The organism is Phycicoccus sp. Root563, from assembly GCF_001427915.1.
GTDB lineage: Bacteria > Actinomycetota > Actinomycetes > Actinomycetales > Dermatophilaceae > Pedococcus.
In genome coordinates this window covers 450,296-471,206 of the sequence record NZ_LMGM01000002.1, presented here as the reverse complement: position 1 = coordinate 471,206, position 20,911 = coordinate 450,296, and the positions used below count along the sequence as shown (strand labels likewise).

17 protein-coding genes and 1 pseudogene are annotated in these 20,911 nt (G+C 72.1%); 7 read left to right on the top strand and 11 right to left on the bottom strand.

All coding sequences use genetic code 11. The annotated features are described in order from the left end of the window. Positions 1 to 256 precede the first annotated feature (256 nt). Positions 257 to 2,203 carry a bifunctional UDP-sugar hydrolase/5'-nucleotidase gene (locus ASD62_RS19510; RefSeq protein WP_082581079.1) on the top strand — a complete coding sequence of 649 codons (1,947 nt, stop codon included), beginning with the start codon at positions 257 to 259 and terminating at the stop codon, positions 2,201 to 2,203. Positions 2,204 to 2,219: 16 nt separating this feature from the next. Here the strand turns inward: ASD62_RS19510 and ASD62_RS19505 are convergent, their stop codons facing one another. The 10 genes from ASD62_RS19505 to ASD62_RS19460 form a co-directional block, all read right to left on the bottom strand. After that, on the bottom strand, positions 2,220 to 3,353 hold the full coding sequence (locus tag ASD62_RS19505) for a uroporphyrinogen-III synthase (RefSeq protein WP_056917849.1): 1,134 nt from the start codon (positions 3,351 to 3,353) through the stop codon (positions 2,220 to 2,222). After that, positions 3,350 to 4,567 (bottom strand): uroporphyrinogen-III C-methyltransferase, encoded by a 1,218-nt coding sequence (gene cobA / locus ASD62_RS19500; protein WP_056917848.1) that lies wholly within the window; start codon positions 4,565 to 4,567, stop codon positions 3,350 to 3,352. Before cobA ends, ASD62_RS19505 begins: the two co-directional genes overlap by 4 nt. Further along, entirely contained in the window at positions 4,564 to 4,950 is a 387-nt protein-coding gene (nirD, locus tag ASD62_RS19495; RefSeq protein ID WP_056917847.1) for a nitrite reductase small subunit NirD, read from the bottom strand. The genes cobA and nirD overlap by 4 nt, the downstream gene beginning before the upstream one ends. Then, positions 4,947 to 7,526 (bottom strand): nitrite reductase large subunit NirB, encoded by a 2,580-nt coding sequence (gene nirB, locus ASD62_RS19490; RefSeq protein WP_056917846.1) that lies wholly within the window; start codon positions 7,524 to 7,526, stop codon positions 4,947 to 4,949. The genes nirD and nirB overlap by 4 nt, the downstream gene beginning before the upstream one ends. A gap of 10 nt (positions 7,527 to 7,536) precedes the next feature. Beyond that, positions 7,537 to 9,120, bottom strand: coding sequence for an FAD-dependent oxidoreductase (locus tag ASD62_RS19485; RefSeq protein WP_056917845.1), 1,584 nt, complete (start codon positions 9,118 to 9,120; stop codon positions 7,537 to 7,539). Further along, a complete protein-coding gene (locus ASD62_RS19480) occupies positions 9,117 to 11,423 on the bottom strand; it encodes a molybdopterin oxidoreductase family protein (protein WP_082581078.1) in 2,307 nt (768 codons plus the stop codon). Before ASD62_RS19480 ends, ASD62_RS19485 begins: the two co-directional genes overlap by 4 nt. Next, entirely contained in the window at positions 11,374 to 12,768 is a 1,395-nt protein-coding gene (locus ASD62_RS19475; RefSeq protein ID WP_056917844.1) for an MFS transporter, read from the bottom strand. The genes ASD62_RS19480 and ASD62_RS19475 overlap by 50 nt, the downstream gene beginning before the upstream one ends. Before the next feature lie 153 nt (positions 12,769 to 12,921). Then, positions 12,922 to 13,512: an isochorismatase family protein gene (locus tag ASD62_RS19470; protein WP_056917843.1), complete on the bottom strand. Its 591-nt coding sequence runs from the start codon at positions 13,510 to 13,512 to the stop codon at positions 12,922 to 12,924. Positions 13,513 to 13,521: 9 nt separating this feature from the next. Continuing rightward, positions 13,522 to 14,769, bottom strand: a complete 1,248-nt coding sequence (locus tag ASD62_RS19465; RefSeq protein WP_056917842.1) for a kynureninase — start codon at positions 14,767 to 14,769, stop codon at positions 13,522 to 13,524. Positions 14,770 to 14,802: 33 nt separating this feature from the next. Then, positions 14,803 to 16,077 carry a nicotinate phosphoribosyltransferase gene (locus tag ASD62_RS19460; protein ID WP_235530806.1) on the bottom strand — a complete coding sequence of 425 codons (1,275 nt, stop codon included), beginning with the start codon at positions 16,075 to 16,077 and terminating at the stop codon, positions 14,803 to 14,805. 76 nt (positions 16,078 to 16,153) lie between these two features. Here ASD62_RS19460 and clpS point away from each other — a divergent pair, with 76 nt between their 5' ends. From clpS to ASD62_RS19435, 6 genes and pseudogenes are all read left to right on the top strand, one after another. Beyond that, positions 16,154 to 16,444: an ATP-dependent Clp protease adapter ClpS gene (clpS, locus tag ASD62_RS19455; RefSeq protein WP_056917840.1), complete on the top strand. Its 291-nt coding sequence runs from the start codon at positions 16,154 to 16,156 to the stop codon at positions 16,442 to 16,444. Further along, the gene (locus tag ASD62_RS19450) at positions 16,445 to 17,071 is read left to right on the top strand and encodes a DUF2017 domain-containing protein (protein WP_056917839.1); all 627 of its coding nucleotides are present in this window, start codon (positions 16,445 to 16,447) and stop codon (positions 17,069 to 17,071) included. Positions 17,072 to 17,180: 109 nt separating this feature from the next. Further along, on the top strand, positions 17,181 to 18,041 hold the full coding sequence (gene murI, locus ASD62_RS19445; RefSeq protein ID WP_056917838.1) for a glutamate racemase: 861 nt from the start codon (positions 17,181 to 17,183) through the stop codon (positions 18,039 to 18,041). Continuing rightward, positions 18,038 to 18,802, top strand: a pseudogene (locus ASD62_RS20880) (MBL fold metallo-hydrolase); the annotation flags it as partial. The gene murI and the pseudogene ASD62_RS20880, both read left to right, overlap by 4 nt. Positions 18,803 to 18,910: 108 nt before the next feature. Further along, entirely contained in the window at positions 18,911 to 19,363 is a 453-nt protein-coding gene (locus ASD62_RS20875; RefSeq protein WP_235530805.1) for an ASCH domain-containing protein, read from the top strand. Between the two features lie 18 nt (positions 19,364 to 19,381). Further along, positions 19,382 to 20,098 (top strand): MBL fold metallo-hydrolase, encoded by a 717-nt coding sequence (locus tag ASD62_RS19435; protein ID WP_056917837.1) that lies wholly within the window; start codon positions 19,382 to 19,384, stop codon positions 20,096 to 20,098. 9 nt (positions 20,099 to 20,107) lie between these two features. Here ASD62_RS19435 and ASD62_RS19430 read toward each other — a convergent pair whose 3' ends face one another. Next, on the bottom strand, positions 20,108 to 20,908 hold the full coding sequence (locus ASD62_RS19430; protein WP_056917836.1) for a deoxyribonuclease IV: 801 nt from the start codon (positions 20,906 to 20,908) through the stop codon (positions 20,108 to 20,110). Positions 20,909 to 20,911: the final 3 nt, after the last annotated feature.

The following is a 20,911-nucleotide window of genomic DNA, read 5'->3' as shown; positions in this document are numbered from 1 at the left end:
AGAGTAGGACGCAGCCGGACATACTTTCAAAAGGGCCTTCCCACACGGGAAGGCCCTTTTGGCATGCCCGCGTCTGCCAAGGCATTCCCAAGCATTTCCAGCGCACCCCAGGCCCGAGGTTGACCAACTCCTGACGTCCGGTCCCTTTTGTCCTGTACGGCATTGTTCTACGGTGGAGGACCCGGTGGCCTCAACGGCGCGGCCGCTGGGTTCCCTGTCTGCCGGCACCGCCGGCCCACCGCCCCGGAGGCCCACCATGTCGTCACCGCGTCCTGTCGCCAGCGATCAGCCCGAGCGCGGACCGTCGTCCGCCCGCGAAGGTGAGGCCGCCCGCTCGCGCCGCCAGGTCCTCGGGATGGCGGTCCTGGGAGGAGCCGGGGCGACGGCCGCGCTGTTCGCTGCGCCGGCCAGCGCCCAGGGAGCGCAGGAGAAGGGCCGGCCGGGAAAGCCGGGGCGACCTGACAGGACCTTCCGGCTGACCGTGCTGGGCACGACCGACACCCACGGCAACATCCTCAACTGGGACTACTTCAAGGACACGGCGTACGACGACTCGGCGCACAACGACATCGGGCTGGCCAAGGTCGCCACCCTGGTCAAGCTCATGCGCGAGGAGCGTGGGGCGAAGAACACCCTCGTGCTCGACGCGGGTGACACCCTCCAGGGCACGCCCCTGGCCTACTACTTCGCGAAGATCGATCCCGTCACCGGCGGAGCGGTCCACCCCATGGCCAAGGCGATGAACGCGATCGGCTACGACGCTGCGGCCCTGGGCAACCACGAGTTCAACTACGGCCTGGAGACGCTGCGCGCGTTCGAGGACCAGTGCGACTTCCCACTCCTGTCGGCCAACACCGTCGACAGGACCACGGGCGCCCCGGCGTTCGCGCCCTACGTCATCAAGTCGTACAAGGTGAAGGGTGTCCCGAAGCCGGTGAAGGTCGGGGTGCTCGGTCTGGTCACCCCCGGCGTCGCCATCTGGGACAAGGCGAACGTCGAGGGCCTGCTGAGGTTCCCGGGGATCGTCGAGCAGGCCAAGGTGTGGGTCCCCAAGCTCAAGAAGGCCGGCTGCGACGTCGTCATCGTGTCGTGCCACTCCGGCGCCAAGCCCGGGTCGTCCTACGGTGATGCCCTGCCCTACCCCGAGAACGCCTCACGTCAGCTGGCCGAGCAGGTTGCCGGGGTGGATGCGGTGCTCGTCGGGCACGCCCACGTCGAGATCCCCGAGGAGCTCGTCGCGAGCACCGTCACCCCGGGCAAGCAGGTGCTCATCACCGAGCCGCTCAAGTGGGGGATGCGGCTGTCGGTGATGGACCTCGACCTGGTGCACGACGGCAGGCGCTGGTCCCTCACCGCGGCGCACGCCCACCTCCTCAACGCCAACACGGCACCAGAGGACCCGAACGTCGCCGCGCTGGTGCGCGAGGACCACGCGGTGGTCCGGACCTACGTGAACTCCGTCATCGGGACCTGCAAGGCGGCCATGTCCGCGGGGACCGCTCGGTTCGAGGACACGTCGGCGATCGACTTCATCAACCACGTCCAGGCCGACGCGGTGAAGAAGGCCCTGGCGGGTACGCCGGACGAGAACCTGCCGGTCCTGTCGATCGCGGCTCCGTTCAACCGTGACGCAGCCATCCCCGCGGGTGACGTCACGGTGCGCGACGTGGCGGGGCTCTACATCTACGACAACACGCTGCTCGGGATCCGGTTCACCGGGGCGCAGGTCAAGGACTACCTCGAGTACTCGTCGGGCTACTTCGAGACGAGGACGACCGCAGGTCCGTTCGCTCCCGACGACGTGACGAACGCCGTCAACCCGGCCAACGGGCTCGAGACGCCTGACTACAACTACGACATCATGGGCGGGCTCGACGCCTCGCTCGCCTACGACATCGACATCGCCCGCCCCGTGGGCCAGCGGATCGTCAACCTCACGTACGGCGCCGCGCCCGTGGACCCGGCGAAGCAGTTCGTCATCGCCATCAACAACTACCGGCAGTCCGGTGGCGGTGGCTTCCCCGAGGTCACGACGGCACCTGTCCTCTACAACGCCCAGGTCGAGATCCGTCAGCTGCTCATCGACTGGACCACGACCCAGGGCGTCATCGACCCGGCGACCTTCACCACCTACGACTGGAAGCTCGTGTCCAACGGGCAGCCGGTCGTCGTCGAGGGCGCCGCCGAGGGCGGACGGCACTGACCGAGTCGTCCGGTGGTCAGGCGCGGTCGGTACCGAGTCGGTAGCCCCGCTTGACGACGGTCTGGATCAGGGTCTTGGCCCCGCAGGCCTCGCGCAGCCGGGCGACGGCGACCTCCGCGGTGTGCGGGTCGGTCGAGTCACCCGGGAGCACGGCGAGGACCTGGGCCCGGGTGACGACCTCCCCACCGGCGTCGGCCAACAGGCGGAGGACCTCCAGGCCGCTGGGGGAGACGGGCAGGACGTGGTCGTCTAGCAGGGCCACCGTGCGGCGGACCTGCAGTCGGCCTGCCACGGTCGTGACCGCGGACGTCTGCGCCACCTCGTAGTGGCTGACGAGACTGCGGACCAGGGCACCGAGCCGACCTCGGTCGGGCACGATCGGCTCGATACCCCTCTCCAGCAGCGGCCGGGCCGTCACGGGTCCGACGGCCGCGGCGACCATGGCGCCTGACCGCAACCGTCCCTCGATCTGGTCGGTGAGGCCATGGGCGTCGACGGCGGCCAACCAGGCCGCTGCCCCCGGCGCGGACGTGAACACGGCGGCGTCGATCTCGCCCGCGGCTGCGGCGATCACGGAGGCAGCCAGCGCCTCGGGGTCGGGGGGAGGCCCCCAGCGGTACACGACGAGGCTGTGCACCTCGGCGCCCGCGGCGGCCAGCTCCGTGTCGAGCCCGTCGGCCCCGGCCCCGTGGTGCTGGACGGCGATGCGGTGCCCGGCCACGCCCTCGGCGAGCAGCAGGTCGAGGATCTCGGCCGAGGTCTCGGACTCGGCGACCCAGTCGGCCTGCAGGTTGGCAGCCTGGATGGCCCCCCGTGCCTTCGGTCCGCGGGCGATGAGGCGTGCGTGCCCGAGGACGTCGACGAGCTCGTCCGCGACGCCGGCTGCATCGGCGGCCTCGACCCAGCCCCGGAAACCGATCCCGGTGGTCACGACGACGGTGTCGGGTGGGTCGACGAGCAGGGCCTTGGTGTCGAGCAGCAGCTGGTCGTCGTGCTCGTGCGGGACGATGCTCAAGGACGGGGCGTGCCGCACCGTCGCCCCTCTCCTCGCCAACGCCGACCCGAGCTCGCCGCTGCGACGGTCGGCGGTGACGAGCACGACGCACCCCGCCATCACCTGGCTCAGCGACGGGACACCGGAACGGGTCATCGGATCGGCTCGAGGAGGTCGGCCGCGGCGACCGAGCCGATCACGACCACTGCCGGGGCGCGGACCCCGCGACTCTCGGCCGTCCCGACCAGCTCGGAGAGGCTGGCCCGCGTGACGCGCTGGGTGGGGAGGGTGGCGTCCTCGACGACGGCGGCGGCGAGGGCGGGTGAGGCGCCGGCATCGAGCAGCTGCCGGACGTGCTGTCCCAGCATCGAGACCCCCATCAGGACCACGAGGGTGGCACTGCCGTCGACCACGGCCCTGACGGCGGCCTCCTCGAGCGTGCCGTGGCCGTGCGTCACGTGGACCGCGGCCACGGTGCCCCGGTGCGTGACCGGGATGCCCGCAGCGGCCGGGGCGGCCAGTGCCGAGCTCACGCCGGGCACGACCTCGACCGGTATGCCGTGGGCAGCCAGGGCGGTCTGCTCCTCGCCCCCGCGGCCGAAGAGGAACGGGTCCCCACCCTTGAGCCGGACGACCACGCGCCCGCGCTGCGCCTGCTCGACGAGCACCGCGTTGATCTGGTCCTGGCTGACGGCGTGCGCACCGGGCACCTTGCCGACGTCGATGACCTCGACGTCCGGGGGAAGGGACGCCAGGAGGCTGGTGGGCCCGAGGCGGTCGGTGACCACCACGTCGGCCTCGGCCAGGGCACGGCGCCCGCGGACCGTCATGAGGTCAGGGGCGCCGGGGCCACCGCCGACGAGCACGACCCTTCCGGTCCAACCGGTCCGGGGCCGACGCCGACGGCGCAGGTCGAGGTCACCGGTCTGGAGGGCCAGAGCGAGCTGGTCGCGCACCGAACCCGCGCGGGCCGGGTCGGCACCGCCGTCGGAGGCGACGCCGACGACGAGCCCGGCGTGCCGGGTCGTGGCCGGAGTCCGCGCCGTGCCGTCCTTCACGACGCTGGCGCACACGCTCCAGACCTGGCGGGCGGTCGCCCACGCCGAGACCCGGCGGTTGGTCCGGACGTCGTCGGTGGCAGCGTGCACCAGCCAGGCACCTTCCAGGTCGGACTCAGCGACCTCGCGGTCGACCCAGGTGAGTACACCGTCGACCACCGCGTCGACGAGGTCCTCGCACAGCTGCGGCGCCACGACCGTGACGAGCGCACCGTCGGCGACCAGCGACAGCGCACGACGGGCAGCGACCGGCCCGCCCCCCGCGACCAGGACGCGCCTGCCGGCGAGGTCCAGCCCCATCAGCGTCGTCATCCCGCACCCTGCCCCCCGGGGAGGCCCACGCTGACGACGTCGTCGACCACGTGGACCGGGAAGGTCTGCAGCGAGTGCGGTTCCTTGCCCACCGGGTCGAGGCAGGACCCCGTGCGCAGGTCGAAGACCTGCTTGTACATCGGGGACGCGACGGTCGGGACGTCGCCGCGGGTGCCGACGATGCCGCGGGACATGACGTTGGCCCCGCTGAAGGGGTCCAGCTGCTGCACGGCATACACGCGGTCGTCGAACGTCCTGAACAGGGCGACCTGACGTCCCGCCACGAGGGCCGCGGCACCCCGCTCGCGGGACAGCGACTTGAGGCTGCAGATCTCGTGCCACCTCACGCCGAGGTCTGTGGCTGCTGTGGTCTCGATGCTCATCTGCGGACCTCCAACGTGGTGCCGGCGATGAGGACCCCGCCGCCGGACCGTTCGGATTCCGTTGCGGGACGGGCCTGTCCGCGTTCGCTGACGTAGGCCAGCGTGTCGTCCGGCTGGTCGGGGGCGTTGACGAACGACCCGAACCGGAGCAGCTTCTCGGGGTCGTCGAGGGCTGCTGCCCACTCGTCCTCGTAGCCCTCGACGTGCCCTGCCATGGCCTCGTCCAGGTCGGCGCCGATGCCCAGGGAGTCCTCCAGCACCACGGCGCGGATCGCCTCCAGGCCACCCTCGTGGTCCTCCACCCACACAGCGGTCCGCTGGAGCCGGTCAGCGGTGCGGACGTAGTACATGAGGAACCGGTCGATCGTGCGGACGAGGGTCTCGGTGTCGAGGTCCTCGGCCAGCAGCTGGGCGTGTCGTGGGGTGAAGCCGCCGTTGCCTCCGACGTAGACGTTCCAACCGTTGTCGGTGGCGATGACACCGACGTCCTTGCCGCGTGCCTCGGCGCACTCGCGCGCGCACCCTGACACGCCCAGCTTGATCTTGTGCGGCGACCGCAACCCCCGGTACCGCAGCTCCAGCGCGATGGCCAGGCCGACCGAGTCCTGCACGCCGTAGCGGCACCAGGTCGAGCCGACGCAGGACTTCACCGTGCGCAGCGACTTGCCGTACGCGTGCCCGGACTCGAAGCCGGCGTCGACGAGCCGCTTCCAGATCCTGGGGAGCTGCTCGATCCGCGCGCCGAACAGGTCGATGCGCTGGCCGCCCGTGATCTTCGTGTAGAGCCCGAAGTCCTTGGCTACCTCGCCGATGACGATGAGCCCCTCGGGGGTGATCTCACCGCCCGGGATGCGGGGGACGACGGAGTAGGAGCCGTCCTTCTGGAGGTTCGCCATGACGTGGTCGTTGGTGTCCTGCAACGTCGCCCGCTCACCCTCGAGGATGTGGCCGGTGCCGAGCGAGGCGAGGACGGACCCGATGACGGGCTTGCAGATGTCGCAGCCGCGGCCGAGTCCGTGGCGGGCGATGATCTCGCTGAACGTCGTGAGTCCCTGCACCCGCACCACGTCGAACAACTGGGCCCGCGAGAGCTCGAAGTGCTCGCACAAGGCGTTGCTCACCGTGACGCCGGACTTCTCCAGCTCGGTGGTGACCAGGCGCTTGACGAGGGGCAGGCAGGAGCCGCAGCTGGTGCCTGCCCTGGTGCAGGCCTTGACCCCGGTGAGGTCCGTGCACCCACGGTCGGTGACCGAGCAGCGGATCGCGCCGGCCGTGACGTTGTTGCACGAGCACACGGTGGCGTCCTCGGGCAGGTCAGCAGTGGGGGCGGGCGCAGCCCCCTCGGGCAGGAGGTATGCCGCCGGGTCGCCACCCAGCTCGCGGCCCACCATCGGTCGCAACGCGGCATACGCACTCGCGTCCCCGACGAGGATGCCACCGCGCAGGGTCCGGGCGTCATCGGACATGACGAGCTTCTTGTAGACCCCGGCGACCGGGTCGGAGATGACCACCTCGAGGCTGCCCGGCTCGGTGGCGAACGCGTCGCCGAAGGACGCGACGTCGACACCGAGGAGCTTGAGCTTGGTCGACAGGTCGGCGCCGGGGAACGTGCCCTCGCCACCCAGGAGCCGGTCGGCGACGATCTCGGCCATGGTGTAGCCGGGCGCAACCAGCCCAAGCGTCCGACCGCCGATGCAGGCGACCTCGCCGACGGCCCACACGGCCGGGTCGGCGGTCGCGCACGTGTCGTCGACCACGACCCCGCCACGTTCCCCGACAGCCAGGCCCGACTCGCGGGCGAGCTCGTCTCGGGGCCGGACGCCGACCGCGAAGACGACCACGTCGACGTCCAGCCGGTCGCCGTCGGCGAACTCCATCGACGACACCCGGCCGAGTCGGCCGGCGATCTTCGAGGTCGCCGTACCGGTGCGCACGGTGACCCCGAGGGCCTCGATGAGGCGTCGGAGCGCCTCGCCGCCGCCGTCGTCGACCTGCAGCGGCATGAGCCGGGAGGCGAACTCGACGACGGTCGTCCCGACCTCGAGCGCGGTCAGGGCGCCGGCCGCCTCGAGGCCGAGCAGGCCGCCGCCGACGACAGCACCCCGCAGGGGGCGGCCGAGCTCGGTGCGCAGCTGCTCGACGTAGGTGCGCAGGTCCGCGACGTCGTCGATGGTGCGGTAGACGAAGGCGCCGCGGAGCTCCTTGCCCGGGACGGGAGGCACCGCGGCATACGACCCGGTGGCCAGGACCAGGGAGTCGTAGGGGAGCGTCCGTCCGTCGGAGGTGGTGACGGTCTGCTCCGTGCGGTCGACGGCGGTGGCGGCGACCCCGCGACGCAGGGTGACCAGCGGGTCGTCCCACAGCTCCTGGCCGCCCAGGGCCAGGTCCTCCGGGTCGCGACCGGTGAAGTAGGAGGTGAGGGCCACGCGGTCGTACGGAGCCCGCGGCTCCTCGCACAGCAGCGTCACCGCCCACCGGCCGTCGGTGTCGCGGGACCGCAGCGCATCGACGAGGCGTCGCGCGACCATGCCGCCGCCCACGACGACGAGCTGTCGCGGGGTCGGGTCCGTGGCCATGGCGCCCACGTTAGGAGCCTGCCGTTTCAGCGCTGTGGATCATGTGTTTCCCCTTCGTTACGTCGTCCTCACGCGGACGGCTGGTGGTGGGAGAGTCGGTGGGTTCGCCGGGGGCGGGCGTCGAGACAGCGGCGAGGAGGGCGCAAACGTCGTCGACGCAGCCCCCGCACCCCGTCGTGGCACGGGTGCCGGCGGCCACCTGGTCGACCGTCGCGGCCCCGTCGTGGACGCAGGACACGATGGCGGCCTTGCTCACGCCGTTGCAGCGGCAGACGGTGGCGTCATCGGGGAGGTCGGCGACGGAACCTGTGGCTCCGCGTGGCTGCGGGGTGAGGGCCGAGATGAGCAGGTGTGCCGGGTCGGACGGGACCGGGGTGCGCCGGGTGTACGTCGTGACCAGCTCGGCAGCCACCGGCCCCGCCCCCACACAGGTGGCGCCGACGAGCAGGCCGCCGGAGACGACCACCTCGACGTGCCGACCGAGGTCCGGGTCGCTGAGGTGCAGCGTGCGCTGGGCCGGGTCGTCGGTGCGCTGCGACCCGCAGACACCCATGGTGACGACGTCGAGCCCGTGCGCCTTGAGCCGCACGACGTCGCTGACGTTCGACGTCGGGTCGCGGTCGGGCACGGCCTTCGCGGACCCGGACGCGAACGTCGCGGACAGCGCCGGGGAGCAGAGCCGCGCAGCGAGCCGGCGGGACTGTTCCCAGCCCTGGGCCACGAGACCGCTGCCACCCTCCGGCGGCTGCGCGCAGTCGCCGAGGGCTGCCACCCGGTGGTCGGTGGGGGAGGAGAGGTCGTCCCCGACGACGACCCCGCGGTCGACCGCGAGCCCGGCGTCCGCGGCCAGCGCGGTGCTGGGCACCGTGCCGGTCGCGAGCACGAGCAGCTCGGCAGGGACGACCTCCCCGTCGTCGAGGAGCAGGCCGGTCAGTCGTCCGTGAGCGACGAGGGCCTCGACGGCTCCGCGACCGACACGCTGGTCGATGCCGAGACCGGTCATGGCCGACTCGACGACCCGGCTGGCGTCCTCGTCGAGCTGGCGCTCCATGAGGGCCGCGGCCGGGTGGACGACCGTGACCGCGACCCCGCGCCGCGCGAGACCGCAGGCTGCCTCCATGCCGAGCACCCCGGCGCCGAGCACCACGGCGCGTCGGGCGTTCAGGGTTGCCGCCACGATCTCGCGGGCGTCGTCGATGGTCCGCAGGGCGTGCACCCCCGAGGTCAGTCCCTCACGGTTGCGCAGGCCCGTCAGTCCGGGGACCCGGGCATCGGAGCCGGTCGCGAGCACCAGCCGGTCGTAGCGCACCCGGGCTGCGTCGGCGGTCTCGACGTGGCGGTCCTCCCGATCGAGGCGCACTGCGTGCGTGCCACGCAGCACGGTGAGTCGTGGGCTGTCGGGGGTGGGCAGGGTGAGCGCCGAGAAGTCGTGCTTCCCCGCCACCACCTCGCTGAGCAGCACCCGGTTGTACGGCTCGCAACCCTCTGACCCGATGACGGTGACGTCGTAGCGGCCAGCCGTGTCCGCGGAGAGGACGTCCTCGACGAAGCGCGCACCGACCATGCCGTTGCCGATGACCACGAGCCGCGTCATGCCTTGACCTCCAACGGGTTTCGAGGCGCGGACGAGCCGTCGGGTCGGCTCCCGACCAGGTGGGGTGCGGGGGAGTGGCGGCTGGCTGCGGTCACGTCGACCGCACAGACCTTGAACTCGGGCATGCCCGACACCGGGTCGGTGGCGTCGGTGGTGAGGCGGTTGATGCTGTCCGTGCCACCCCAGTGGAACGGGACGAACACCGTGTCGGGTCGGATGGTGTCGGTGACCCGGGCGGGCACCGACACCGCCCCGCGGGAGGTGGCAAGTCGCACGCGCTGTCCTTCGACGACCCCCAGGCGGGCGGCGAGGAGGGGGTGCAGCTCCGCGTACGGGCCGGGGAAGGCCGAGGCGAGGGGGTCGACGCGGCGGGTCTGCGCCCCGGACTGGTAGTGCTGCAGCACCCGGCCGGTGACGAGGTAGAGCGGCGCCTCGGGACGCAGGTCGTCGGCGGGGCCGAGGTGGTCGGTCGCCACCATGCGCGCGCGACCGCTGGGCGTGGGGAACCGGTCGAGGAACAGCCGTGGCGTGCCCGGGTGCTCGGACTCGCCGGGCGCAGGTGCCGGACAGGGCCACCAGACGGCTGCGCTGTCGTCCTCGCGGTCGAGACGGGCGTGGCTGACCCCGCTGTAGTCCGTCCGACCACCCCGGCTGGCGCGGGCGAGCTCGTCGAAGACGAGGCCGGGGTCGGTGTCCCACACCCCCTGGGCGCCGAGGCGGGCCGCGAGCTGCGCCCACACCCACAGCTCGCTGCGCACGCCTGCAGGTGGGTCGATCGCCTTGCGGCGGCGCAGGATCCGTCCTTCCAGCGAGGTCATCGTGCCCTCCTCCTCGGCCCACTGCGTGACCGGCAGGACGACGTCCGCGAGCAGGGCCGTCTCCGACGGCACGAAGTCGCAGACGACGAGGAGGTCCAACGCGTCCAGCCGAGCGGCGACGTGGTGGCCGTTTGGGGCGCTGACCCGCAGGTTGGAGCCGTGCACGAACAGGGCCCGGGGACCGCCCTCGGTGCCGAGCGAGTCCAGCAGCTCGACGGCGGGCCGACCCCTGCCCGGCAGCGACGCCGGGTCGACGCCCCACACCCCGGCAACGTGCTCGCGGGCGGCCGGGTCGTCGATCATGCGGTACCCCGGCAATTGGTCGGACTTCTGGCCGTGCTCTCGCCCGCCCTGGCCGTTGCCCTGCCCGGTGATGGCGCCGTAGCCGCTGCCGACCCGACCCGGCAGCCCGAGGACCAGCGCCAGGTTGATGGCGGCCGACACGGTGGCCGTGCCCTGTCGCGACTGCTCGACTCCCCGGCCGGTGAGGACGAACGCACCACGTCCGCCGCGGGACGGGCTCGCCGCGGCGAGGAGCCGGGCGGCAGCCCGCAGGTCGTCGGCGGGGACGCCGCACACCTGCTCGGCCCGCTCGGGCCACCACAGGGCGCACCGGCGGCGCACCTCCTCCAGTCCCTCGGTCCGCTCGTCGAGGTATGCCGCGTCGACGAGGTGCTCGGTGAGCAGGACGTGGACGAGGGCCAGGAGGACGACCAGGTCGGTGCCGGGCACGGGCTGGAGGTGCAGCCCTCGTCCGTCCTCCGTCAGGTCTGCGGTCGCGCTGCGACGGGGATCCACGACGACGAGCCCACCGCGCTCCCGGACCCCGGACAGGTGGGCGACGGATGGCGGCATGGTCTCGGCGAGGTTGCTGCCGAGGAGGAGGACGGCGTCGGCCGCCGCCAGATCGGTGAGGGGGAAGGGCAGGCCCCGATCGACGCCGAGGGACCGGTTGGCGGCAGCGGCGGCGCTGCTCATGCAGAACCGTCCGTTGTAGTCGATGTTGGCCGTGCCGAGCGCCACGCGGGCGAACTTGCCCAGCTGGTAGGCCTTTTCGTTCGTCAGTCCACCGCCGCCGAAGACTGCCACGGCGTCGGGGCCGTCCTCGGCGCGGATGCGCAGGAGCTGTCCCGCGACGAGGTCGAGTGCCGCGTCCCAGCTCGTCTCGACCAGCCGCCCCCCGGGATCCCGGACCAACGGCGTCGTGAGCCGTTCGGGGGACTCGAGCACCGCGGCGCTCGTCCACCCCTTCTGGCAGAGGCCTCCCCGGTTGGTGGGGAAGTCACGGCCGTGGACCTCGACCGTGGTCGGACCGGTGCCGTTGTCGGCGGCCACACCGGCGGGGCGCAGGGACTGGGCGCACTGCAGGGCGCAGTACGGACAGTGGGTCGGGACGCTGGTCGCGCCGACGGGACGGGTCACGGGTGCTCCGACCTCAGATCGTCTCGGCGGCGAGGGACGAACCACGCCGCGCGTACACGGCATACGTGGTCGCGGCCATGAGGACGTAGGCGGCGACGAACACCCAGAGGGCGGGCACGAGCGTCCCGTAGTGCGCCTTGGCCATGGCGAAGCCGCGGGGGATGAAGAAGCCGCCGTAGGCACCGACCGCGCCCGCGATCCCGATGCAGCCGGCCGCGGTCTTCCTGGCGACGGGCAGCCGGTCGGCGCTGACGCCGGCGCGGAAGACAGCGGGGATCATGCGGTACGTGGCGCCGTTGCCGATGCCCGCGCCGAGGAAGAGCACGAGGAAGGAGCAGAAGAAGACGGCGAAGCTGTGCGACTTCAGGCCCTCGATGGCGCCGACGGCGCCCAGGGTCAGGGTGGCGAAGGCGCCGATGGTGACCCTGGCCCCGCCGAAGCGGTCGGCGACCATGCCACCGAGCGGTCGCGAGAGCGCGCCGATCAGGGCGCCGAGGAAGGCGATCGTCGTCGGCGTCTCGGGGAACTGCGTCTTGAGCAGCGTCGGGAACGCCCCCGAGTACCCGATGAAGGACCCGAAGGTGCCGATGTAGAGGAAGGAGATGATCCAGGTGTGGCGGTTGCGGGTGGCCCGGGCGAAGCTGCCGTAGTCGGACCGCACACCGGACAGGTTGTCCATCCCGCGCCACGCGAACACGGCGGCTAGCAGGGCCAGCGGGATGAACATCAGGCCGGCTCGCTCGAGGTGTGTCCCAGCGCCCACGACGATGACGGCCGGGACGACCAGCTGGACGATCCCGGTGCCGAGGTTGCCACCAGCGGCATTGAGCCCCAACGCCTTTCCCTTCTCGGCCTCGGGGAAGAAGAACGAGATGTTCGTCATCGACGAGGCGAAGTTGCCGCCGCCGAGCCCGGCCAGGGCGGCGCAGGCGAGGAGCAGGCCGAACGACGACGAGGGCTGCGTGACCACCCAGGCCAGGGCCGACGCCGGGACGAGCAGGAGCAGCGCCGAGATGATCGTCCAGTTGCGCCCACCGAAGAGCGGCACGGCGAAGGTGTAGGGGATGCGCACCGTGGCGCCGACGAGGCTCGGCAGCGCGATCAGCCAGAACTGCTGGTCGAGGGTCAGGCTGAACCCGGCGGCGGGCAGCAGCGGGACGACGACGCTCCACAGCGCCCAGACGCAGAACCCCAGGAACTCGGCGTAGACGGAGAAGGTGAGGTTGCGCCGGGCGATGGCTCGGCCACCGCCGCGCCAGAACGTGCTGTCCTCGGGGTCCCAGTGGTCGATCCAGCGGCCGGAGCGACGAACCGGGGTGGCCGGGACGGGGGAGGTGCGGGTCGAGTCCTGGGAGGTGGTGAGGGGTGCTGCGGGGGCCGGAGCCGGCTCGCGGGCGGGAGCGGACATGGGCGGTGCTCCTTCTCGGGGTCGGAGCAGGTCCGGGTGGACTGCCCTCTCCCGAGGAGGGTGGCAAGAGTGTGTTTCACGACCGACCGATGCCCGTTAAGCATCCGTAACACTTGCCGCACACGGCGGCGGAGGTGGCTGTGAGAAGTCCGGTCAGCCGAGCACGGGGGTGCCGCGCAGGTCCACCTCGGCGGCGCGCAGCTCCGCGACGGCCCGGTCGGTGGTCTCGCGCGAGACCCCGGCCGTGAGGTCGAGCAGCACTGTCGTCTCGAACCCCTCCTCCGCAGCATCGAGGGCCGTCGCCCGGACGCAGTGGTCCGTGGCGATGCCGACCACGTCGACCTGCTCGATGGCGCGGTCCCGGAGCCAGTCGGCGAGCGTCGCCCGGTGGTCGGCCTCGACGGTGAACCCCTCGAACCCGCTGTAGGCAGCGCTGTGGTGGCCCTTGCGGAAGATCGCCTCGACGTGCTCGAAGGCCCGCTCCGCGGCTGGGTGGAACAGGGCGCCGTCGCTGCCGATCCGGCAGTGCGCCGGCCAGGTGTCGACGAAGTCGGGTGCGTCGCTGAAGTGTGCGCCCGGGTCGTCGTGCCAGTCGGCGGTGGCGACGATCGCCGCGTAGTCGTCGTGGTGCGCCGCGACGTACGCGCTGATCCGTCCGGCGACGTCCGCACCGCCGGCGACCGCCAGCGAACCGCCCTCGCAGAAGTCGTTCTGGACGTCGACGAGGATCAGCGCGCGGCTCATCCCTCCACGCTATCCCTCGGCGTCGAGCGCCACGATCGCGTCGCGCAGGGCGAGCATGCCGACGACCACCTCGTCGAAGCTCGTGGAGAGCGGCGCGACGCCGATCCGGATCCCGTCGGGGTCGCGGTAGTCGGGGATGACCCCCTGGGTCCACAGGGTCGCCGTCACCTCACGGAAACCGTTGCGCCGCAACGTGACGTGTCCTCCGCGGATGGCCGGGTCACGGGGGCTGGCGACCTCGACGCCGAGCGGGACGAGCAGGTCGTCGGCGATCCGGATGACGAACTCGGTCAGGGCCACCGACTTCGCCCGGATGGCATCGATGCCGGCTTCCTCGATGAGGTCGAGCGACGCCTGCAGCGGGACCATCGCGAGGATCGGCGGCGTGCCCGAGATGAACGAGCGCAGCCCGTCGGCGGGGTCGTACCCCGGTCCCATCTCGAACGCGTCCCGGCGTCCGATCCAGCCCCAGATCGGCTGGCGGAGGGAGCCGTGGTGGCGCTCGGCGACATACGCCCACGCAGGCGCGCCCGGGCCGCCGTTGAGGTACTTGTAGGTGCAGCCGACCGCGAGGTCGACGCCCCACTCGTCGAACTGGACCGGCACCGAGCCGCCCGTGTGGCTGAGGTCCCACAGGACCAGGCCGCCTGCGTCGTGCACGGCCGCGGTGATCCCGGGACCGTCGGCGATGAACCCCGAGCGGTAGGCGACGTGGCTGAACACCGCGAGCGCGGTCTTCGGCCCGACAACCGCCTCGACCTGCTCGACGGTGACGCCGGACCGCTCGTCGGCCTCGATCCACCGCAGGGTGAGGCCGCGCTCGGCGGCGATGCCCTCCAGGACGTAGCGGTCGGTGGGGAAGTTGTCGGTGTCGAGCACGATCTCGTCGCGCCCCTTGGCGGCCTGGGCGTCGACGGCGGCCCGCGACAGCTTGTAGAGGAGCACGGTCGTGGAGTCGCCGACGAAGGTCTGGCCGGGACCGGCGCCGAGGACGAGCTCGCCGATGCGGTCGCCGATGCGCGTGGGCCAGTCGAGCCACTGCTCGTCCCAGGAGCGGATCAGGCGGTCGCCCCAGGGGCCGTGCACGAACGACGTGAGCAGGTCCGCCGCGGCTGCCACGGGACGGCCGAGGGAGTTGCCGTCGAAGTAGGCGACCAGGTCGGTGCCCTCCGGGGTGAGGTAGCGGTCGCGGAGGGCGCGGAGCGGGTCGGCGGCATCGAGGTCAGCCGCCTCGGCGCGGTAGTCGTGGTCAGCCATGACCGCATCCTGCCGCACGACGCAGGGGCTTCGTCAGGCCTGTCCGGGATCGGGTTCCTCGACGTAGACCGTCGCGATGGCGGGCTCGCCCCGCTGGAGCCGACGGGCCGCAGCGGGCAGCTCGGCACGGGACGCGGTGTGACGGGCCCGTGCGGCCTCCAGGGTGTGGGTGTCACGGTCGACGCGCTCGCCCCCTCGGACCAGTGGCACGAGGAGCCTGCGGTCGTCGCCGTCGTCCACCGGCGGCTCACCGATCCCGACGACCTCCGCCTCGGCGACGCCGCGGGTGTTGCGTCGGCGCAGCGCGAACTTGCGACCCGCCACCGACTGCTTGTCCTTGCTCTTCTTGGCGACGCCGACCATCGTGCCCGTGGAGTCCTCGCGGGACACGAGCTTGTAGACCATGCCTGCCGTCGGGGCACCGGATCCCGTGACGAGCGAGGTCCCCACGCCGTAGAGGTCCACCGGCCCGGCGGCCAGGCCCGCGATGGCGAACTCGTCGAGGTCGGACGTCACGACGATGCGGGTGCCGGTGTTGCCGAGCCGGTCGAGCTGGTCGCGCACCTCACGGGCCTGCACGAGCAGGTCTCCGGAGTCCAGGCGCACCGCGCCGAGCTCGGGGCCGGCCAGCTCGACGGCCGTCGCGACGGCCGTGGGGACGTCGTAGGTGTCGACGAGCAGGGTCGTGCCCTTGCCCAGCGAGGCGATCTGGGCGGTGAACGCCTCCCGCTCGTCGTCGTGCAGCAGCGTGAAGGCGTGGGCGGCGGTTCCCGCGGTGGGGACGCCGTACCTGCGCCCGGCCTCCAGGTTGGAGGTGGTGGCGAACCCGGCGACGTAGGCGGCGCGAGCCGCAGCGACTGCAGCCTCCTCGTGCGTACGGCGCGACCCCATCTCGATGCAGGGCCGGGAGCCGGCGGCGGAGGTCATCCGCGAGGCTGCGGAGGCGACGGCGCTGTCGTGGTTGAGGACGCTCAGCACGAGCGTCTCGAGCAGCACCCCGTGGGCGAAGTCCGACTCCACCACGAGCACGGGTGAGCCGGGGAAGTAGCACTCGCCCTCGGCATACCCCCAGACGTCGCCGGTGAAGCGGAAGTCGGCGAGGAAGTCGATCGTCGCGGCGTCCACGACCGCGCTCGAACGCAGCCGTGCGAGCTCCTCGTCGCCGAACCGGAACGCCTCCAGGGCGTCGAGCAGTCGACCGGTGCCGGCGACGACGCCGTACCGGCGGCCCTCGGGGAGGCGACGGGCGAACACCTCGAACACGCACCTGCGGGAGGCCGCGCCGCTGCGCAGGGCAGCCTCCACCATGGTGAGCTCGTAGTGGTCGGTGAGCAGTGCGGTGGACTCCACCGGGGCAGCCTAAGGTGGTCCCGTGCAAGTTGCCGTGTCCATCGCCCCCGTGGAGCAGAAGAGCGTCTCCGCCGACGAGGCCACCGAGGTCGAGCACCCGTGGATCACGCTCGTCTGGAACGACCCCGTCAACCTCATGTCCTACGTGACCTTCGTCTTCCAGACGTACTTCGGGTACCCGAAGGCCAAGGCGGAGCGGCTCATGATGGACGTCCACGTCAAGGGCCGGGCCGTCGTGTCGACGGGTTCACGCGAGCGCATGGAGACCGACACCGAGGCGCTGCAGGGCTACGGCCTGTGGGCCACCTTCCAGAAGGACGACTGAGTGGCACGCGGGTTCAAGAAGCGGCACGGCGCGTATGTCGCGAAGCTCGACGCCGTCGAACGTGGCCTCGTCGTCGGGCTGATGGAGCAGGTCCGCGAGCTGGTCGAGCCCGCGCCCGTGGCCGAGTCGCCCGAGGGCGGCGGTGACGAGTTCGACCGCATCGTCGCCGGGCTCGGTGGCATCGGCATGGGCATCTCGCTCGCCGCCGACGACCAGGTGCAGCTGGCTGGGGGAGTCCCGGCACCGCGCGACCCGGCGCTCGACCGCATCTTCCCGACGGCCAACCGCCAGGACGACCAGATCGCGGCCGAGTTCCGCCAGCTCACCGAGCAGGGGCTGCGGGCCCGCAAGACGGCGAACCTCGACACCGCCATCGCCGCGCTCGCCCACCTCGACGACCAGAAGGTGAGCCTCGACCAGGCCCAGGCGGTGGCCCTCGTCGTCGCGCTGACGGACGTCCGGCTGGTGCTGGGGGAGCGACTCGGCCTCAAGCAGGACGACGACCTCGAGCTCATCGAGGAGCAGGTCTCGAGCCTCCAGGAGGATGACCCGGCGGTGTACGCGCTCGCGGTCTACGACTTCCTGACCTGGCTGCAGGAGACGCTCGCGCACGCGCTGGCTCCCTGACGCCTCCTCGCGCCCGGCCGTGGTGGACGAGGACGCGCAGGGACGATGTGACCGAGCCGACGGCCCGGCGGTGGCCTCGGCCCGGTCCGGCCCGTCTAGCCTTGACCCCGTGGCTGACGCACCCATCGGGATCTTCGACTCGGGATACGGCGGGCTGACCGTCGCCCGGGCGGTGCTCGACCAGCTGCCGCACGAGTCGATCGCCTACTTCGGTGACACGGCCCGCGCCCCGTACGGCCCGAGACCGATCGCCCAGACCCGGGAGTTCGCCCTCGAGTGCCTGGACCGCCTCGTCGACCACGGCGTCAAGGTCCTCGTCATCGCCTGCAACACGGCCAGTGCCGCCGTGCTGCACGACGCGCGGGAGAGGTATGACGTGCCGGTCGTCGAGGTGATCCGCCCCGCCGTGCGCCGGGCCGCCGCAGCCACGCGCAACCACCGCGTCGGTGTCATCTCCACGCGGGGGACCCACCAGTCGGGCGCCTACGTCGACGCCTTCGCCGCCGCCCCGCACCTGTCGGTGTCGAGCGTGCCGTGCCCGCGGTTCGTCGAGTTCGTCGAGTCCGGGGTGACCAGCGGCTCCGAGGTGATCGCCACGGCGCGTGAGTACCTCGCCCCCCTGGTCGAAGGCGAGGTCGACACCCTCGTCCTCGGCTGCACCCACTACCCGCTGCTCACGGGGGCGATCTCCTACGTGATGGGGGAGTCGGTGACCCTGGTGTCGTCCGCCGACGAGACCGCGAAGGACGTCTACCGCGTGCTCGCCGACACCGACGCGCTGCGACCGCCCGACCTGCCACCCCCGAGCCACGGGTTCACGACGACGGGTGACGCGGCCGAGTTCACCCGCCTGGCGCGCCGGTTCCTCGGGCCCGAGGTGGGCGCTGACGGCGACGGGGTGTTCGGCGATGCCGTCGTGCGCACCGTGGTTGCCGCTGCTGGTGCTGGACCTCGGGGAGGTGCTCGGTGAGGCTGACCGTCGTCGGGTGCTCGGGGTCGTTCGCGGGCCCGGACTCGCCGGCGTCGTCCTACCTGGTGCAGGCCGAGCACGGGGGACGCACCTGGAGCATCGTGCTCGACCTCGGCAACGGAGCCCTCGGGCCGTTGCAGCGCCACGTCGACCTGGCCGACCTCGACGCCGTCTTCATCAGCCACCTGCACCCCGACCACTGCGTCGACATCTGCGGTCTGTACGTCACCCGCAAGTACCGGCCCGGTGGTGCGGTGCCCGGACAGCTCGACGTGCACGCCCCCACGGGGGCAGCCGACCGGTTCGCGCTGATGTACCACGGCCTCGAGCACGCCGGCATGTCGGCGGAGTTCGCCGTACACGAGCTGGGCGACGCGCGCGTGAGGACCGTGGGGCCGTTCACCGTGACCTCCTACCGCGTCAACCACCCGGTCGAGGCCTACGGCTTCCGCGTGGAGGCCGACGGTGCGGTCCTGGCCTACACCGGCGACACCGACGCGACCACGGCTCTCGGCCCGCTGCTCGCCGGTGCCGACCTCGCACTCATGGACAGCGCCTTCGTCGACGGGCGTGACGACGTCGAGGGGATCCACCTCTCGGGGCGTCGCGCGGCCGAGGCTGCGGTCGCCGCCGGCGGGGTGGAGCGGCTCGTGCTGACCCACATCCCACCGTGGAACGACCCGCAGGTGTGCCGGGCGCAGGCGGCCGAGGTGTGGGACGGACCACTGGAGCTCGCCGCGCCGGGCTCGACGTGGACCGTGGGCGGGACGACCGACCGGACGACCGACCGGACGACCGACCGGACGGCCGACGGGACCGGCGGCCACGGTCCGGGGGCGGTCCAGATCGACCGCGCTGCCGGGCTGGCCATGTGGGACAACTACCGGGCGTCCCGCCCGGGCCTGCCGGACGAGGGCGAACCCCCGGTCGAGTGCTTCGGCGACACCTCCGCGCTCGCCGACGAGCTCATCGCCTTCGTGACCGAGGGCCCCAAGCGTGCGACTGCCGGCCTCGTCGCCGCGTATGCCGCCGACGGCGACCCGCTCCCGCGCATCGGCGCGCACTGGGTCGCCTGCGGCGGCGATGGACGCCCCCGCGTCGTGCTGCGGACCCGCGAGCTCCGGGTGGGGCCGCTGCACACCGTCGATGCCCAGTTCGCCTGGGACGAGGGCGAGTACGACCGCAGCCTCGAGTCCTGGCTCGACGGCCACAACCGGTTCTTCCGCCGGGAGTGCGACCGCATCGGGATCGAGTTCTCCGACGAGCTCGAGGTCGTCTTCGAGCGGTTCGACATCGCCTGGCCCCCGGACCTCGCGGACTGACCGGCGTACGCTCCGGGCATGGCCAAGAACCCGGCAGTCGTCCTGGCGCCCAACGTGTGGCGCATCCCGCTGGTCGGTGACTTCGTCAACGGGTTCATGCTGCGTGACGACGACGGCCAGGTGACGCTCATCGACATGGGCGTCAAGCAGTCCGGCGCCAAGGTGATGGCGGCGCTCGCCGCGATCGGGTCGGGCCCCAGCGACGTCACCCGGCTGATGCTCACGCACGCCCACCCCGACCATGCCGGTGGTGCGGCCCACGTCGCCGAGCAGACCGGGCGCGACTTCGGGATCCACGAGGCCGACGCAGGGTTCGCGTCGGCCGGGGCGTCGCCTCCTCGGGACCACACCCTGCGGCTCGGACGCCTGATGGATCGGATGGGTGGCGGTGGGTTCGCCCCGCTGACGGTGGGGGAGACCTTCACCGACGGGCAGGTCGTGCCGTTCGCCGGCGGCATCGAGGTCGTGCACACGCCGGGGCACTCACCCGGCCACGCGGCATACCTGCACCGCGCGTCGGGGGTGCTCATCACCGGCGACTCGATCTTCAACGTCCGCGGGCTGCGCTGGCCGATCAAGGCGTTCTGCACGAACTTCGCGATGACGACGCGGACGGCGCACCGGCTCAGCGAGCTGGAGTACACCACCGCCGCCTTCACGCACGGGCCGCACCTGAGCGAGCAGCCACGCGATCAGATCCGCCGGTTCCTCGCGAGCCACCCGACGGTCGACTGACCCTGCCGGCTAGAGGCGGGCGCGCAGCCAGTCGAGGTCGGCCCGCTGGCCGTTGAGGCCGCCACGCGTCTCGATGACGACGGGTGCCGCAGCGGCCTTCACGGCCGCGGCCAGCTCGTCGGGGTCGATGAGACCTTCGCCGAGGTTGGTGTGGCGGTCGGCACCGGAGTCGAACTCGTCACGGCTGTCGTTGCAGTGGACGAGGTCGATCCGACCGGTGATCGACCTGACCTGGTCGACCGCGGTGGCGAGCGGGATGCCTCCGGCGTGGGCGTGGCAGGTGTCGAGGCAGAACCCGACGTTTTCGGACCCCTCGGCCTGCCCGATGGCGTCCCACGTCCGGGCGATGCGCTCCAGGGTGCGGGCCATCGCGTTGTCACCACCGGCAGTGTTCTCCAGCAGGAGCGGGATCTTGAGGTCGGTCGCCTCGATGGCCTTGCGCCAGTTGTCGAACCCCTTCTCGACCTCCTCCGCCTTGTCGACGTGGCCGCCGTGGACGATGAGTCCCTTGGCGCCGATCGAGGCGCCAGCGTCGATGAACTGCTGGAGCAGCTTGCGGCTCGGGATGCGGATCCGGTTGTTCGTCGTGGCGACGTTGATCAGGTATGGCGCGTGGACGTAGAGGTCGACCCCTGCCGCCTCGGCGGCGGCCCTGAGGGCCTCGGCGCCACCGGCGTACTCGAACTCCGGCCCCTTGTAGCTCTGCGGGTTGCCGAGGAAGAACTGCGAGAGTCCGGCTCCGCGCTCCCGGGCGGCGGACACCGGGTCCGCCGAGTCGACGTGGGCACCGAGCGGGAACGTTGCAGCCATGGG

Coding starts and splice junctions, on each gene's coding strand:
- ASD62_RS19510 (WP_082581079.1), top strand. CDS start 257: ATGTCGTCACCGCGTCCTGTCGCCAGCGATCAGCCCGAGCGCGGACCG.
- ASD62_RS19505 (WP_056917849.1), bottom strand. CDS start 3,353: ATGACCCGTTCCGGTGTCCCGTCGCTGAGCCAGGTGATGGCGGGGTGC.
- cobA (WP_056917848.1), bottom strand. CDS start 4,567: ATGACGACGCTGATGGGGCTGGACCTCGCCGGCAGGCGCGTCCTGGTC.
- nirD (WP_056917847.1), bottom strand. CDS start 4,950: ATGAGCATCGAGACCACAGCAGCCACAGACCTCGGCGTGAGGTGGCAC.
- nirB (WP_056917846.1), bottom strand. CDS start 7,526: ATGGCCACGGACCCGACCCCGCGACAGCTCGTCGTCGTGGGCGGCGGC.
- ASD62_RS19485 (WP_056917845.1), bottom strand. CDS start 9,120: ATGACGCGGCTCGTGGTCATCGGCAACGGCATGGTCGGTGCGCGCTTC.
- ASD62_RS19480 (WP_082581078.1), bottom strand. CDS start 11,423: ATGCCGTGTACGCGCGGCGTGGTTCGTCCCTCGCCGCCGAGACGATCT.
- ASD62_RS19475 (WP_056917844.1), bottom strand. CDS start 12,768: ATGTCCGCTCCCGCCCGCGAGCCGGCTCCGGCCCCCGCAGCACCCCTC.
- ASD62_RS19470 (WP_056917843.1), bottom strand. CDS start 13,512: ATGAGCCGCGCGCTGATCCTCGTCGACGTCCAGAACGACTTCTGCGAG.
- ASD62_RS19465 (WP_056917842.1), bottom strand. CDS start 14,769: ATGGCTGACCACGACTACCGCGCCGAGGCGGCTGACCTCGATGCCGCC.
- ASD62_RS19460 (WP_235530806.1), bottom strand. CDS start 16,077: ATGGTGGAGGCTGCCCTGCGCAGCGGCGCGGCCTCCCGCAGGTGCGTG.
- ASD62_RS20875 (WP_235530805.1), top strand. CDS start 18,911: ATGTGGGACAACTACCGGGCGTCCCGCCCGGGCCTGCCGGACGAGGGC.
- ASD62_RS19435 (WP_056917837.1), top strand. CDS start 19,382: ATGGCCAAGAACCCGGCAGTCGTCCTGGCGCCCAACGTGTGGCGCATC.
- ASD62_RS19430 (WP_056917836.1), bottom strand. CDS start 20,908: ATGGCTGCAACGTTCCCGCTCGGTGCCCACGTCGACTCGGCGGACCCG.